Genomic DNA, 14958 nt, shown 5'->3' on the forward strand with positions numbered 1-14958 from the left:
CTACTTCTTACTCCTACTTTTTTACTTTCTTATAATCCTTGAGGTGTTTGCCCAAATAATCCAAATAACGAAGTTATGATAGAAGCAGCCCCTAGAATAACACCTACCCCCATCAATACATAACCTACGTGCATCTTCCCGTTTTCAGCTCCTCTTCGTCCAAATAGGAAGAAAAGCCCCCCAATAACAATGGAAGCAACGGCCGCAACACCAGCAAAAATCATCAAATTGTTTTTTAAACTAGTTGCTGCAGTTTGTAATGCTCTAAAAATATCAACCGCAGCTACTACTTTCGGTTGTGTTAAAAAATTCATTGTAATTGATTCAAACATAAAATTGTTCGCTCCTTTTAGTGTTTAATAATTTCATCGAAAACAAGCTTTTCACGTTCACGTTGATAGATATATCCTTCTAAGTCCTTGTCTTTTCCCCGTAATAGGTCAAATTGTGCTTTTTCAAGGACTTCTTGTTTCCACTGTGTTTCAGAAACACCACGACGTTCTAAGATTTTAGACGCAGCTTTTTCAAATGGCGTTTTAGCTTTTGCCACTGTGATTCCTCCTTCAGGACAAATAAAAAGACTAGCAATCACTCGCTAGTCTTTTGTAATTTGTATTTATTTGATTGTGATCCATCATGAATTAATTTCTCTTTCGTTCGTTTTTCATCCTTACTAGATCCAAGAAAAACCATTTTTTTTACGCCATCTTTCTCGTAAGGAACAACGATAAATAAAGAATCTGGTTTATTGATAAAGTCGCTAATACCTGCATAATCTACTATTTTGTATCTTTCTAAACCTTTATAGTCTTTTTGTCTCTTAACTGATATTTGTACAGGATCTGGATGCCATACACTTTCAGAATATTCCCATGTAGTATCGTCTATAATTTTCAAATTATTAACAAGACCACCTACTTCTTCTTTCCAAACAGTTCCTGGTTGCAATAAACTATTATCTTCTTTAGCTTCCGATTTCTTATTACTTGAACATCCACTTAAAATAATAAAAAATATTGCAAACATAGAGACAAACCATAGTTGCTTTTTCTTCATTTTATTCCTTCTTTCGTTGTTTTATTTTAGTATATCAAATAACGAAAGTAGCAACAAACCTCATTTTGATACACGGGGAACGGATACTCATAATTTCCCACCTTTCTATAAAAACTTTCTCTCTTGATATTGTGATTTATTACAAAAAAGAGCTATAATAAAGAAAAAATCAAGAGGGAGCATTGCAATGTACGCTGATAAAAAGAAAATCGAATGGTTGCTGTTTGATAGTGGTAAATCAGTTCGTTCTATATCTATAGAATCTGGCGTACCTTTAACTACGGTCAGTGATCTCGCAAATAAGCGCTCAAGTATAGACAATATGAGATTCATCAATGCTATAAAATTAAATAAATTAGCTGAAGAAACCATTGATACTAACGCTTCAACTAAGTAACAAATTAAGAAAAGCCAGAAATACATGAGGCTTTTCTTAATTTTTTTATTGACCATATCGGCTTACCGATATATAATGATTTTGTAATCGATTTTAACTAATTTTTAGGAGTTGAAAATGTGAAATTATTAAACCCAAAAACTGTTTTAGCTATTGGAACATTTGCTGCCACACTTGGTTTCGCTGGATCTGCTGATGCTGCTTCAACTAACGTCATGTATCGCCTTTATAATCCAAATAACCATGAACATTTTTACACCTCTAGCACAAAAGAACGTGATCACCTAGTGAAGATTAAGTGGGGGAATTATGAAGGCCCCGCTTGGGAAGCACCGACTAGCGGTGGTCATCTTGTCTATCGTTTATACAATAAAGGTCTTCGTGATCACCATTACACAGCTAGTTGGGATGAAGTGAAATGGTTGACTAAAAATTACGGCTGGACTTATGAAGGGCCTGCCTGGCGTTCTGCCGAAAAAAATAATAAACCGATCTACCGCCTTTTCCTTCCTGGTGTAAAATCTGGCTCACATCACTACACTGCAAGTTGGAAAGAAGTACAATGGTTAACCAAAGACTATGGCTGGAAATACGAAGGTATCGGTTGGTATGGCGCTGACACCTCTAAACCCAAAGTGAATAAATCAGCTTTAGAAGCTCTTTATACGAGCGTTAAGGGAACGAAAAAAGGTGACTATACCGACAATACCTGGAACGCATTTCAAACTGCTTTAAATAATGCTAATAAAGTGTTAAATGACTCAAAAGCGACTCAAAAACAAGTGGATAGTGCTAAAAATAATTTAGATTCTGCTTACAAGGGATTAAAGAAAAAACCAACACCTACTGTGAATAAAGCTGAATTACAAGCTTTATACAACCGAGTAAAATCAACTGCTAAAGGAGATTTTACAGAAGAATCTTGGAATAATTTTCAGACTGCTTTATCCAATGCTAAAAAAGTACTAGACGATTCTAAGGCTTCTCAAGCCCAAGTAAATAATGCTAAAAATAGTCTAGATGCTGCATTTAAAGGGTTGCAACACAAACCTGAAACGCCATATATGGTTACCATTAACCATATTGACAATCAAACAGGTCAAGTGATTGCTACAGATCAAGCAAAAGTAACTTCTGGTTCTACTTACACTGCTAAGGCAAAAGCATTTAAATATAGCGAAGGCGCTAAAGATAATTTTAGCTACAAAGTGATTGGTAATGATACTCAAAGCAGAACAATCACAGGTAATACAACAATCACATTCAATTATAATCAAGTGCATCAAATCAATTTGTTGTGCAATAACAACTACAAAAATGAAGGACGAGTTAATATTTTGAAAGAACAGATAGTCAACGTCACTCACGGTGACAGTGTCACTTTAACTGCGCCTTCTATTCAAGGATATGTTTTAGACGATCGGGTAGAACCAACAAATTCAGTAACCTTAAACAATGTGACTGAAAGTCAAAATTATATTTTCAACTACACTCGTAAATTTAATGTGACTGTTAATCATGTAAATGCTGATACCAACGCTGTTCTCTCTAGTGAATCAAAAACAGTATACGAAGGGGATAGCTTCTCTACTCCTTGGAAAAATATGACTGATCAAAATTATTTCTTGTGTAGAAATGACGATCCTACCATTAGCGTAGATAAAAACGGCCAACGAGTAATCAATAATGTTGACCAAAATCGAACGATCACGTTCAAATACAAAAATATCTCATTAAGTGATTTAAACAACTATGTGCGTCAAAAAGAACTTGTATGGTTAAATAATTATCGTCAACAAAACGGTGCAGCTCCAATGCAATTTAATGATATCGTTCAACAAGCTGCTGATATACGTGCAAAAGAATTACAAGTAAGCTTCAGTCATTATCGACCTGGCGGCGGTACTTTCCAAGATCTCTTAGAAAGTTTAGGCTGCTACGGCGCTAAAGGAGAAAATATCAATAGTTTCTACCTTTACGTTGACGAGATCCTTTCAGATACGGGAGCAGTGAATGCCATGATTATGTGGAAAGATAGCGCTGCTCATAACGCAAACTTACTTTACAACAATCAAAGCATCGTTGGGTTATCTCATGCTTATGAAGTTTCTGCAGATGGATCACTTTCTTCAGACAACGTATTTATTAGTGCCAATCCAATTTTCAAATAGAAAAACAAGGCTGATTTTCAGCCTTGTTTTTTTGTTTAATTGAACTTCAGAGCCACATAACTAAGAGTAGCTAACACAAGTAATACTAAGCTAACCACTAAAATTGTTACTAAATGTGTAGAACCTGTTCTAGGAACAATGACTTGTGGCAAGTTAGGATCAACACCAATTGTTACAACATTCGTTTTATTAGAAACATTCTCTACTGCTGCTACGGCTTGGTTATCAATATTTTTTTCTGACTGTAGTGGAGTTTTAGCTGTAAATATCAGTTGAATTTCTCGTCCATCTAAAAGATTTTTACTTAAGAAATCAGCGGAAGCTTCCCATTTCAGCGTTCTTAAATTGCTATCATAGGTTAGTGTACCTTCTGAAGTAATATCTTTTCCTGTACTCATATCTATCACTCGCGCAGAACCTTCTTTATACGTCAAACGAGCTTCCACTGGATCTTGAATACTAAATTGCTTGTAATGATCTGACGCAATGTCTACACCTTTTGTATGCCATTTTTGTGTGACTAGATATTGTACTTCAGATCCTGCATTTAAAGGAGCTGTAGGCGTTCCTTTTTTACCATCATTTCGACCATCAACATCTTTCCCATCTTGTTCCACTTTTTTATTTGGTTTAAGAGAGAAATAGTTTTCTACTGTATTTGTTTTTTGTGTTCCTTTGTTCGGATCATTGTTAAACGTTACAGTAGCCACATTTGGTGCAATTCCTTTTGCATCATTTTTTGCTTTCATATGGAGCTGCAAAATATAATCCCTACCGTAATTTGCAGCGTTATCTAAAAAGCTGTCAGAAGCAGTATAAGTGACTGTATTACCTGATACAGTTAATTTTCCTCCTGTATCAGCTTTTTTCCAAGTCCCATTCGCTTCAACATACCACAATGCGCCATCATAGTTTTTCCCATCCGATACCATATCAAAATTTTTGCTGTCAAAGGTATCAGTGATTTTAAATGATTTGTATTTGTTCATTGTGTTGACTGTTAATGCATCAAACTTTTGGTGAATATGATAGTAAACATTTGATCCTTGTGGAATCACTTTTTTGTCAATATTGTGTGCTGCCTCTTCAGTATTAGCTTTGTTAAACACTTCTTTTGTAGGCTTCGATGGTTGTGGTGTCCATAGCAATGCAGTATCAAAGCTAAACATCATACTATTCGTATTTGCGCCAATCATGAATGTTGGGGAAGCGCCTTGAAGCGTATACGTTACACCACTTCTGTGATAAGTATCAGCTCCTACAACATCGGTGAAATGATCATTCGAGCTATAAGCCTTTTCTGCACGTCCTCCCACTACTTTTGAAGTTAAATTGTTTGTTGATAACGCAGGAGCTTTGTATTCTGCACATGCTGTATCTGTTGTGACAAAATAAGGTAAGCTACCCATTTTTTCATACCCAACAAATTCTCTCATATCAATATTACGTTCACCGACAGATTCATTATTGTCATTATACCAAGACACACGTTGCTGATACTGTCCATTTAAACTGTAAATAGATAGAAATGTATCATTCAACTCAATACCAGCTGCTCTCATCGATCTCATTTTTGAATTAATTTCTGGCTGTGGTTCACTCAAAGCTACTTTTGTTTTTGATCCTGAATACTTAAAATCTAGTTTTACATTCATAACGTTGATTGACTGCATGAAAAAGCCTCGATAAATGTTTTTATCAAAGAGCAAATAATTATAATACTTTTTCCCATTAATTGTTTTAGCTAATCCGTCTTGGTTAACCCCAGCGTGCGCTACAAAATTAGAAAAAGTTACGTCGCAATCAATTTCTTTTCCTAGATAAGTGCCCACCTTTTGATAATGGGCAACAATTTTTGACGTGCTTTTCAAATCTTTGACTTTTGGCCAAGCAAGTACTTTTTGTTTTTTAGTTGAATACTCATCTAGTATCTTAAATCCATTGATCCCAGTTACTTCGATATTTCTCAATGAATCACTATCATGATAAAGTACCAGATTATTATTTTCTCTGATTTGACTCGGATCAACTTTTTCTAAGGCCTGGACTGCAGTTCCCCTTGCAAAAAGAAGAAGGAACAAAAACAACACTAAAGTAAATACTCTTCCCGTAGTGCAATGAATTTTATTTTCCATAATGCCCTCCATCTATTATTTTGTTAAACGATTGTAAGCTTCTCATTCTTTTTTTCCTAATACCCACGTTACCAATCCTGCAAGAAGAAACAAACTAGCCATAAAAATTGGATTGATTAAGAGCATGTTAATCACTTCTAGTGGCATGGAAGCATGCTGGATATTTAGAAAATGAACGAACAATCGTTGATATCTTGGATAAATTGATAATTGAGAAAAAACTAAACCGCAACACAATATTGTTGCGGCTAAAAAAGATAGATTAAAAGCTAACATTTTTATTATTTTCATCATTTCATCCTAATCGTTAAAAAATAAATGAGTGAAAAAATCCCAACAATTATCAAAAAAGTTTTTCTTTACACCAGTTGATACAACTTTTTTAATTTCTTCTTTCGGCTCTGATTTCTTTGATTTAGGATATAACCAAACATCCGTCAAAAATTCACCCTTTTCATCTGAAATAGGTGTCAATAAAATAATATCTTCGCTATTTGAAATGTTTTCAGGGCTTGATTCATTGACGATATAGTATGCTTGTTTTTTGTTTGCAGGTACTTCAATTGAAAAATCAATCACACCTTCCTGATCATCAATTGTTTTGGTTTCTCCTTCAGTCACTTTTTTCAACTGGTCGTATGAAAGTTTTTTTGCTCGATCTTTCAATTTTGACTCAATTATTTCTACCGATTGATTTTTCTCATTATCATCTTGTGTCATTTCTTCTAAGATATTCGTGATATCGTAGACAATAAACTTTGCGCCATTGACACCTTCTTGCTGAGCTACTTGCCTTCCTTGATTGTTGATTCGATTCGAAGAAATAATTTTTTGAATATGAATGTTTTGCTTGATTACTTGCGTATCTTCTACTTCTTGCAGTTTTTCTGAAGTCTCTGAAGAACTTTCTGACGTTGATTCCGCTGATTCAGTAGAACTCGTACTTGAATCTGCCGTTTCTTCTGCAGTGTTCTTCGAACTGTCCGTGTCGCTTGTTGCAGTTGTTGAACTATCTGTTGTCTGACTGGTAGTTGGAGTGGTACTGCTATCAGCAAAAGATATCTGTGAGTAAGCTGCAGTTGCAAAGAGAGCTGCTACACAAACAAACAGCCATTTTCTCTTATTCATTCCGATCTCCTCCTTATTTTTTTTATAAATAAAAATAATAGGAACGCAAAAAAAGCGAATAGCAGTGCTAATCGCCAATCCAATGAAATTGATTTCCTATTTTTTGCTTTTTTCTGTAGTTTTAAATCTTCTTTACTGAATGAAACTCGTTCACCATACACTAAAAAGCGGTGTGAGTTGACACCTTTTGGCGTGCAGGTCATTAACGTAATCCTATCTTGGTCTTTTTCAGGCATGAGATAATCTAAATAATTCTTTTGTAATTCTTCTGCTTTAACTTCTTCAATTCGATAAATTTGATAGGCATGTTGTTCTTCATTTACCTTAATAAAGAATTTTTGCCCTTTTTTTACTGAAGGCAAATCATCGAAAAGATTATCTTTATAAAGTCCACTGTGCCCTGCGATTAAAGGATTTTTACCGTTTCCTCCTGTAATATCGCCAGTTCCTTCCGTAATCCCTACACCATTCTCTAAAATTTTTTCGGAAGTTCCGTCATAAATTGGTAGTTTTAAAGAAATACTTGGAATTGTAAGAACACCAACAGGATCGCCTAACTCTATTTTCGCAACATCCAAAGAAGAATCTGTTTTTTCAAGATTTTCAATGGCTAAAATTCTTTGCTTTTGTTGAAATTTAGCTACATTTGTTTCCACAACTGGAATTAAATAGACTGCTACTGCCGACAGCAACCAAAAAAATATCATCAGTTTGTGCATGACTCTTCTTTTTGGGGGCTTACGAATAATCATTAGCTGATCCTTCTAGGCTTTCTTCTTAAAGTAAACAACTGCAGAAAGTGCCCCTGCTCCTAGCAACAAGCAAGAGATCAATACATACGTTTGGAAACCATTACTACCTGTTAATGGAATAGCTGCTTTTTGATTATTTTTAACAGTGATTCGATTTTCCTCTTTAAATGAGTTTTTGTTTACTTTAAATGCAATATCTTCTGTTAATTTTTGGTAACCAGTTGGTGCTTTTGTTTCTTCCAGTGAATATTCACCTTCAGTTAAACCAGTGATTTCAAAGTGACCTTCTTTATCTGATTTTAGGATCGCTGCATTTGCTACATCGTCTACCCATACTGCTTCTTTGACACCGTCTTTATCCGTATCAACTAATCCACCATAATATTTTCCTTCTGCGTTTTTAACAGCAAATTCTGCGCCTTCAAGCGGTGTTGCTTTGATTCCTGTTCCAAATAGTCCGCTATCGACTTTTAAGAATTTTGCACCATAAGTCACAACGTCAGCTTTCGTTTTTTCGTGGTGTTCTTCCTGATTAAATGGATTGTTGTTATAAACGAAATCCACGCTATTTGTTAATGGATTGGCAACAGCTGCGCTGTCATTTACATACATGTTATAAGTCATTTGAAGATCTTGTCCGTGTAAACTTGCTACAGTATCACTTACTTGGCCATTATTCACGATAAAATCGATCACAAAGCCATTTTCTGAATTTTGGATTTTATAATCTGTATTTTCTTTTAATACCACAGATCCATCTTTATTTGTTACTTTGATATTTGCTTTAGCAGCGACATAAGAAAGTCCTTGTCCTGCTGTATCCCCCCATTTAAATACACTGTAAGGAGAAGTTTCGCTTTTCACTCCGTTTACTGTGATACCGTCTGCTCCGCCTGCAATGTCTGTTGGGATATGAATCGTTCCTTGATAATTTACTGCGTCACCAATTTGGAAAGAATGTTCTTGTCCTGTTCCATTTGTTACTGTTTTATCGATCACTGGTGCTTTATAGTTTACGTATGAAGCTTTTAAGTCACTTGTCACGCCATCATTCGTAATTTCAAAGGTTAATTTATTGTGCGCATCGTTGCGAGCGTCTGCGCCTAATAAATATTGATCTGCTGTTGGTTCTTTATCTGATCCCACTACAACTTCTGAAGGAACTTCCACAAAATAGTATTTTCCTAACGTCAAATCAGTAGCAGTCAGCTTTCCTTGATCATCCGATACAAGATCTCCTAATTTTGTTCCTTTTCCAGGTTCGCCCTTGTATAACTCAAATTTTGCCCCTTTTAAAGGTGTTTGTTTGCTTTGAGCTGTGCCATCGTCACCAAATTTCGTTAATTCAAAACTCAACTTAGAAACAATATTTTTAGGATATAAGTGAATGTCTTTTAAAAAACCTGAACCTGTATTATCAGTCATTGGCGCAATCACAACCATTGGTTTTGCTTTTTGTGTGACTAATCCAGCAGCGGATTTACTTTCATAAACCACATATACATTCCCTTTGGAATTGACATAGGCTGGTTGATCAGCAAAAGTGATCTCACCATTTTCATCTACAGCTGAAGTAATTTTATTGGTTGCATTCTTAACGTACTCACTGTTAGATCCCTTGTCTTCTACATCTTTAACGATTTCGTCCACTTTCGCGTTGGTTAGATCAGAATCTTCCCTCGGTAATACTTGATCCGTAATATTTCCTAACGTAAACTCAACATCACCATAATCTGCCTTGTTGTATTTCGTTACACCTGTAGGATATTGATCGTGCGTATAACCATCATTTTTGATCCCGTCAATATCAACATTCAATTGCGTTCCTTGATCGTACATTAATTTATGAACCGTGATATTGACCTTCTCTGGTGGCGTTTTTTGCGTGACATCTTCTGCATATGCTCGATATCCCTGAAAGCAGCCTGCAATGATTCCTAACATTCCAACAAGCATTCCAGCTTTTTTTACATACCGATTTATTGCCATTTTTTACTCTCCTCATTTCATATTTCAACGACTCGCGTTGATTACAACCTTGTTATTGTAGTTCTCCCTGTACCACGTATCTTTCTTTTCCTTGTGACGTATAAACACAAGTAAACAACGTTAATAAGGGTTTCTCTCCTTTCTTTGGTAAAGACAAGAAAGAGTTCTCTTCAGGAACGCCATCAATTAATTTAAAGTACTCAGATACGATAAATTTACACGTTACCTTGTAACGATAGACGCCATCGTTACTAACTAAGTCCATCACCTCCCCTAATGACAACTTTTGAATATCTGAAAATAAAACACCTGGCATTTCCATGTTGTGTCCTGCTAGAACATAGTTTCCTTTGCCCATTTCGGCATCCTCATAAAAATAAGTAGCCGCTCCAAGACTCAAAGTGTATTGATTTGCCCCTTTAAAAATCGGCAATGCTAAACCAAGTGCAGGAATCTGAATTTGTGCAAATACTTGTTTATTGACGCCCATTTCGATTGCTTCTTTTTGTATGGACAACATTTGCCCCAAAGACATATCATTATTGACGTTCGTTGCATCCTCCTTATAACTCTTTGCGTGTGCATTGATTTGATCTACGGGCATCTTTTTTTCTATATTTTGCTTAAACACATCTCCTTCATGTTTTTGGTAGCTAACATAGCCAAACACACTGCAAAAGACGATTAAAGCGACTCCTAAAAAACCAAATAACCATTTTTTCATCCATCTGCCTCCTTTCAGACAAAACAAAAAAACTTTTTCTCATTTCCATAGAAAAAGTTTTAAAAATGAATTCTATTAATGAATGTCATGAGACTTCTAACAATAGTTGACAATTAGAACTTTTTTTCACATAAGTTCGTCTCAACTGTTCAAAGTTTTTCATTGAACCTAACAAACAAGCTTTCTCTTTTCCTGTTAACTGCATATCATTGATATATTGCGCGACAGATAATCTTTTAAGGTGTTTTTGTTTCATTGTTTTTAGTAACTTTTCTTCCATTTCTTTCGACACTTTTTTTCTATTTTCGATTTCTTTACAATTCATGAGTTTTCCTTCCTTTCATTATTTTTATCAAAATAAAAAAGCCTATGTACGCCATACGCTTTGGTCTTACTTCTTCAATTTTTTTCGTCTAATAACTGGACGTGCTGGTTTTAAATCTTTTATTCCGTTATGCTCTCTCCAATAGTCGAATTCTTTTCGTAATCTTTCTTTTTCCATATCTGTTCCTTTAGATAGGGCTTTGAATACATCTTTAGGTGAATAACCACGAGCTAACAGCTGTACATACCTTCCTTTTGTCAAAGTATCCATATCCATCGCATCTAAAACTGGTCGCGCCATCTAATTTTCCTCCTAAATAAATTCCTTACTGAATGCCTAAGGTAATACTACCTTTTTATTAATCGCCGTGATTCCTTCTAATCCTTTATCTGTAAAATCTAATTTGTATGGTTATTTTCCTAAGTAATTGGTCTGAGAATCATTACCTAATTTCTTTTTACTTTGAAAAAAATTATAGAATCTTGGATCTATTAAACCAATGTAGAATCAATGCTTAATACACAAGATTTTTGTTCATCAATAATTGTAAAAATGTCTTTTGTAGCTTCCTCCATACCGATTGGTTGTAACGTTTCTTCACTAATTTTTTTCGCATCCTCTTGAATTGCTTCATTTCGATTTAACTCATGCAAACATCGAATAAATTCTTCACGATTTTCGATATCTGTTACTACTTGTTCATACAATTCTGCACATTCTTCTTCATTCTTTGCTGCGATTAACGCATAATAGTATGGTGATTTTACTTCGAAAAATTTCATAATTTATTCCTCCAGTTTTTATTCTTCTTTATCCGCTACAAATTCAATGATTTCAACGCTGACAATATAATCACTCAAATATGACCAAGTATCTTCAACAGATAATTCGTCTCCATTATCATTCATAAGCGTCATTTTAAACCATTCATTACCTTCATCATCTTCAGGTAGCAAGCCGAATCCAATTGGATTATCAGTCAATGTTTGATCGTATAAATCATCCTCGTCTAATGCTAAAACATCTAATCCTTTACAATTTCCGCCTCTTCTAAACGTCACAAATCCTTTGTAATCCCAACGTTGGAAAGAAACCTTAATAGTATGTGTGCCCAATCGTATATTCGGATCATAATTTTTCATTTGTCATTCCTCCATTACGTAAATTTCATTTTCTCTATGTTTTATATCAATTTTTTCACTTTATTCAGGACTCGTTCATATTTTATCGTTTTTCGTTTACTTAAAAATACATAAAAAATATCGACTCGTTTATGGCGTCCGAAACGAGAAACCCTAGTAGAAATCGGTAAATGCTCGATTGATCCAATGACCAACGTCCTCGCAAGTATCTACATGTACTGCAGCACACGACACAATTTCTTGTGCGTCCTCCCCATTACGAGAAGACCTACTCCTTATTCCATGAGTTTGCGTCAAAGCCTAGATCCCTTAGTAGCTGCTCATGATTAATCTAGGCGCTATTCTAACTTATCTAAATTCTAAATTCCCTCTTGTTTACTCTGTGCATATTATTTACACAAATTCATTTCACCACTATCCAAACAAGGGCATTTACTCGATTGACCAATTTTTTACGTTACCAATCGTAAAAACCTACCCCGTCACCCCCCGAAAGGAATTGTTGATAGATCAAGTCTACTCCTTATTTTTCTAGTAATTCTAAGTTCTTTTAGAAGTCTCGACAATATTTTCAAGCAAGCGAAAAACGATAAAATACAAGTTATGAGAATGATCAATTCAGCTGGTTAAACGCCCCATCCCTTTTGCGGTACAACGCAAGACTCCATTTTTTCTTCGACCAATCAGTACACCGTTTTGGTCATAAACATGTTTGATTGTTGGATATAGTTCTTTTAAAGGGGTAGGATCTTTTAAAATTATTTGCTTTTGTTTACCAGCGTAATAAATCATTTCCTCTGAGACTTTGTCTTTCTGGATTATATATTTCTTACACTGCACAACGGTTTTACTTTGGCCAGTTGATAGTTTCTTCGTGATTTTCTCTGTAGCGGTACACCGTTTACCGTAGTGACAAATATCTTCGAGACTCAAAATTCCTGTATATGACATAAAATAATCCACCCACTTACTTTAAATATTTTTAATAAGTTTTTCTTGTTATTTTTCAAAAATAGAGAATTGATTTTCGTTCATGACAAACAAAAAAGAGGGAACGCATCCAAACATGCGTTCCCTCTAATTTCAGCGTTCGTCATACGGCAAAGAGCCACACGGACATTTTTATAACATTATGCTTAGGCATAGATTCATCGTAATATCACGTATTTTTAACCTTAACACAGCCAAAAAAAGTGGTATCACTTTTGAATATCTGTTATACTAAATCCGTTGCGGGTAATACCGTAACACTGAAGGGTAAACGCATTAAGGTGTGAGCTTAATGCCACCTGTGGACGTCGACGAAGGTTACCAGCCTTCCGAGTCTCACAGGGCCTTTCTTTTTTTTGTATTTTCAATTGTCCAAATTTATCGTCCAGAAGTGCAGAACGAAAATCAATTCATCACAAGCATAGCAGACAATTAAATTTAAAACAACTAAATTTATACAAAAAAATGTAAGCGAATAATATTCGTATTGCCTGAAAAGAAGTAATATCAAGGTTTTTAGCTTTTTTAAAAAATGAAATTACCTCTCTTCGCGTATTATTATAACTAAAAAACAGCAACATGCAAACATTTGTTCTCTTTTTTGTGTTGGAAATTAATTATTAACTATTAACACTTATGACGTAAAAAGCTACGTTTGTGATTTTTATCATAATATTTTAACTCATAAATTCTATTAAAATAGCTATTTCTTTGTAACATTTGTAATATAATTAGAATAATAAAAAATTTTTAATTTTAATGTTACTCCATGAAGCAACAATCAATTTGTCAGTAAAATTTCACTCTAACCAGTCTTTCGTAATAGTTTTTGGGAAGCTTTCAGAATTCAAACGTTTTTCACTTGATACTTTAGCAGCTATTGGTTTTTCGATAAACCAATTTTTTACATAGACAAAAATCAGGTTCTGGATATTTTCAACTTTTTCGGTTTTTAATTTTTGATAGGCTTTTAACAGTGTCGTGTATAATTCTTGTTCTGCATTGACATAATAACTATCGAGTTCTTCAAAAATTATTGAAATACCACTTTCTGTTTCGGCTTTTTTCTTTGCATTATGAATAGTCTGGACAGTTTTTTGAGCTTCACTGTAACTTGAAGAAAATGTTTTTATTAAATTTAATACTCGTTCAGGGATAAACGTAGCAATGCTGTCGTTTGTCATAATTGTCTCAAAATTGTCTAACAACAATTGATCTTGTAGGCGGTCTTTTTCAGTGTCTATATTGTGTCTATTAGTGTCTAATATATTATTATTAAGTTCTGGTATGATTTTCATACCCTCTGATTTATCAACGTTTTGGCACGGTATGATTTTCATACCCTCTTGAGCCCCAAGGGATTCAGCATCTGATTTTTCGTCGAGAGTGGGTATGATTTTCATACCCTCTGATTTATCAACGTTTTCCCTATTCTCTCTATCAAATTTTTCGAGTAAGTAGATATCATTTTCTGAGACTTTTAATTCTGCTAGATATAGTCTATTAGGATTATTTTTCCCTAACTGTTTGTTAAATCCCATCTGCTTTTGTAATAATAAACCAAAGGATTCCAACTCTTTTTTGATTGCTATCGCTTTTTGTTTTTGGCAGTTTAATACGCTACATAGTTCATTTGTCGTATAAGTAAAATAAACATTACCTTCTTCATCGATTTGCCGTTTGCTGATTGCGATCTCTAATCTTGCTTTTAAAAGCATATAGGCAATCTTAGTTGAATCTTTCATTTTTTTGTATTCGTCAGAAACAATAAAGACTTTTGGAAATTGATAAAATAATTCGTTGTAAACTCTATCCGCCTTAAAAAAATTAAAATCAGTCATTGTAGATCCTCTACTTTCACGTTGTTTTATTTATGTAAAATTACCTACTCTTTTCGAAAATAGCAAAGATAAATAAAAAATGCAAACGCATTAAAACTGTTTTTTAATTAAATACTACCTAAAATCAGAAATAAAATGAATTATGTACTACCTTTAAAGTCATTAAGAACTACTTTAAATAAATATTATTTATAATTAAATACTACCAGAAGAACGTATGAATAAAATTTAGTTTTAAAATTAAAGATAATTAAGTACTACCAGTGTCAAAACAAAAAATAAATTAAGAACTACCTTATGCATATAAA

17 protein-coding genes are annotated in these 14958 nt (G+C 34.3%); 2 read left to right on the top strand and 15 right to left on the bottom strand.

The window, feature by feature from the left end; all coding sequences use genetic code 11:
• Positions 1-29 precede the first annotated feature (29 nt).
• From OS139_RS11270 to OS139_RS11280, 3 genes are read right to left on the bottom strand one after another with little or no spacing between them, the layout of a single operon-like run.
• Positions 30-332 (bottom strand): TrbC/VirB2 family protein, encoded by a 303-nt coding sequence (locus OS139_RS11270; protein ID WP_002314409.1) that lies wholly within the window; start codon positions 330-332, stop codon positions 30-32.
• 17 nt (positions 333-349) lie between these two features.
• Positions 350-592, bottom strand: coding sequence for a DUF5415 family protein (locus OS139_RS11275; protein ID WP_002305229.1), 243 nt, complete (start codon positions 590-592; stop codon positions 350-352).
• Positions 589-1056 carry a hypothetical protein gene (locus tag OS139_RS11280; RefSeq protein WP_325066929.1) on the bottom strand — a complete coding sequence of 156 codons (468 nt, stop codon included), beginning with the start codon at positions 1054-1056 and terminating at the stop codon, positions 589-591. Before OS139_RS11280 ends, OS139_RS11275 begins: the two co-directional genes overlap by 4 nt.
• 187 nt (positions 1057-1243) lie before the next feature.
• Here OS139_RS11280 and OS139_RS11285 point away from each other — a divergent pair, with 187 nt between their 5' ends.
• The gene (locus OS139_RS11285) at positions 1244-1453 is read left to right on the top strand and encodes a hypothetical protein (RefSeq protein ID WP_002311538.1); all 210 of its coding nucleotides are present in this window, start codon (positions 1244-1246) and stop codon (positions 1451-1453) included.
• Positions 1454-1572: 119 nt separating this feature from the next.
• Complete coding sequence (locus tag OS139_RS11290) at positions 1573-3624, top strand: CAP domain-containing protein (protein ID WP_325066930.1); 2052 nt, start codon at positions 1573-1575, stop codon at positions 3622-3624.
• Positions 3625-3659: 35 nt separating this feature from the next.
• Here OS139_RS11290 and OS139_RS11295 read toward each other — a convergent pair whose 3' ends face one another.
• The 12 genes from OS139_RS11295 to OS139_RS11350 form a co-directional block, all read right to left on the bottom strand.
• Entirely contained in the window at positions 3660-5759 is a 2100-nt protein-coding gene (locus OS139_RS11295) for an isopeptide-forming domain-containing fimbrial protein (protein WP_325066931.1), read from the bottom strand.
• Positions 5760-5801: 42 nt separating this feature from the next.
• Positions 5802-6050 carry a hypothetical protein gene (locus tag OS139_RS11300; protein WP_002311534.1) on the bottom strand — a complete coding sequence of 83 codons (249 nt, stop codon included), beginning with the start codon at positions 6048-6050 and terminating at the stop codon, positions 5802-5804.
• Between the two features lie 9 nt (positions 6051-6059).
• Entirely contained in the window at positions 6060-6887 is an 828-nt protein-coding gene (locus tag OS139_RS11305) for a pilin N-terminal domain-containing protein (RefSeq protein WP_047936599.1), read from the bottom strand.
• Positions 6884-7639, bottom strand: coding sequence for a class C sortase (locus tag OS139_RS11310; protein ID WP_002311532.1), 756 nt, complete (start codon positions 7637-7639; stop codon positions 6884-6886). The genes OS139_RS11305 and OS139_RS11310 overlap by 4 nt, the downstream gene beginning before the upstream one ends.
• A gap of 12 nt (positions 7640-7651) precedes the next feature.
• A complete protein-coding gene (locus OS139_RS11315) occupies positions 7652-9628 on the bottom strand; it encodes a pilin N-terminal domain-containing protein (protein ID WP_002325561.1) in 1977 nt (658 codons plus the stop codon).
• Positions 9629-9680: 52 nt separating this feature from the next.
• The gene (locus OS139_RS11320; protein ID WP_002311526.1) at positions 9681-10352 is read right to left on the bottom strand and encodes a class A sortase; all 672 of its coding nucleotides are present in this window, start codon (positions 10350-10352) and stop codon (positions 9681-9683) included.
• Between the two features lie 85 nt (positions 10353-10437).
• Complete coding sequence (locus OS139_RS11325; RefSeq protein WP_002313093.1) at positions 10438-10677, bottom strand: hypothetical protein; 240 nt, start codon at positions 10675-10677, stop codon at positions 10438-10440.
• Positions 10678-10743: 66 nt separating this feature from the next.
• Positions 10744-10977, bottom strand: a complete 234-nt coding sequence (locus OS139_RS11330) for a hypothetical protein (RefSeq protein ID WP_002311524.1) — start codon at positions 10975-10977, stop codon at positions 10744-10746.
• 191 nt (positions 10978-11168) lie between these two features.
• A complete protein-coding gene (locus OS139_RS11335) occupies positions 11169-11459 on the bottom strand; it encodes a hypothetical protein (protein WP_002311523.1) in 291 nt (96 codons plus the stop codon).
• An 18-nt stretch (positions 11460-11477) separates the two neighbouring features.
• The gene (locus tag OS139_RS11340; RefSeq protein WP_002314399.1) at positions 11478-11819 is read right to left on the bottom strand and encodes a DUF5406 family protein; all 342 of its coding nucleotides are present in this window, start codon (positions 11817-11819) and stop codon (positions 11478-11480) included.
• A 618-nt stretch (positions 11820-12437) separates the two neighbouring features.
• Positions 12438-12770 carry a type IV conjugative transfer system protein TraE gene (gene traE / locus OS139_RS11345; RefSeq protein ID WP_262934635.1) on the bottom strand — a complete coding sequence of 111 codons (333 nt, stop codon included), beginning with the start codon at positions 12768-12770 and terminating at the stop codon, positions 12438-12440.
• Between the two features lie 839 nt (positions 12771-13609).
• Entirely contained in the window at positions 13610-14650 is a 1041-nt protein-coding gene (locus tag OS139_RS11350) for a replication initiator protein A (RefSeq protein WP_002300093.1), read from the bottom strand.
• Positions 14651-14958: the final 308 nt, after the last annotated feature.

The organism is Enterococcus sp. E4-223, assembly GCF_035727065.1.
In the GTDB taxonomy this organism is placed as follows: Bacteria; Bacillota; Bacilli; order Lactobacillales; family Enterococcaceae; genus Enterococcus_B; species Enterococcus_B faecium.

Excerpts from the sequence above, each read along its gene's own strand:
- OS139_RS11305 (WP_047936599.1), bottom strand. The coding sequence starts at position 6,887 with ATGAATAAGAGAAAATGGCTGTTTGTTTGTGTAGCAGCTCTCTTTGCA.
- OS139_RS11320 (WP_002311526.1), bottom strand. The coding sequence starts at position 10,352 with ATGAAAAAATGGTTATTTGGTTTTTTAGGAGTCGCTTTAATCGTCTTT.
- OS139_RS11270 (WP_002314409.1), bottom strand. The coding sequence starts at position 332 with ATGTTTGAATCAATTACAATGAATTTTTTAACACAACCGAAAGTAGTA.
- traE (WP_262934635.1), bottom strand. The coding sequence starts at position 12,770 with ATGTCATATACAGGAATTTTGAGTCTCGAAGATATTTGTCACTACGGT.
- OS139_RS11340 (WP_002314399.1), bottom strand. The coding sequence starts at position 11,819 with ATGAAAAATTATGATCCGAATATACGATTGGGCACACATACTATTAAG.
- OS139_RS11335 (WP_002311523.1), bottom strand. The coding sequence starts at position 11,459 with ATGAAATTTTTCGAAGTAAAATCACCATACTATTATGCGTTAATCGCA.
- OS139_RS11300 (WP_002311534.1), bottom strand. The coding sequence starts at position 6,050 with ATGAAAATAATAAAAATGTTAGCTTTTAATCTATCTTTTTTAGCCGCA.
- OS139_RS11325 (WP_002313093.1), bottom strand. The coding sequence starts at position 10,677 with ATGAATTGTAAAGAAATCGAAAATAGAAAAAAAGTGTCGAAAGAAATG.
- OS139_RS11315 (WP_002325561.1), bottom strand. The coding sequence starts at position 9,628 with ATGGCAATAAATCGGTATGTAAAAAAAGCTGGAATGCTTGTTGGAATG.
- OS139_RS11310 (WP_002311532.1), bottom strand. The coding sequence starts at position 7,639 with ATGATTATTCGTAAGCCCCCAAAAAGAAGAGTCATGCACAAACTGATG.
- OS139_RS11295 (WP_325066931.1), bottom strand. The coding sequence starts at position 5,759 with ATGGAAAATAAAATTCATTGCACTACGGGAAGAGTATTTACTTTAGTG.
- OS139_RS11280 (WP_325066929.1), bottom strand. The coding sequence starts at position 1,056 with ATGAAGAAAAAGCAACTATGGTTTGTCTCTATGTTTGCAATATTTTTT.
- OS139_RS11350 (WP_002300093.1), bottom strand. The coding sequence starts at position 14,650 with ATGACTGATTTTAATTTTTTTAAGGCGGATAGAGTTTACAACGAATTA.
- OS139_RS11330 (WP_002311524.1), bottom strand. The coding sequence starts at position 10,977 with ATGGCGCGACCAGTTTTAGATGCGATGGATATGGATACTTTGACAAAA.
- OS139_RS11285 (WP_002311538.1), top strand. The coding sequence starts at position 1,244 with ATGTACGCTGATAAAAAGAAAATCGAATGGTTGCTGTTTGATAGTGGT.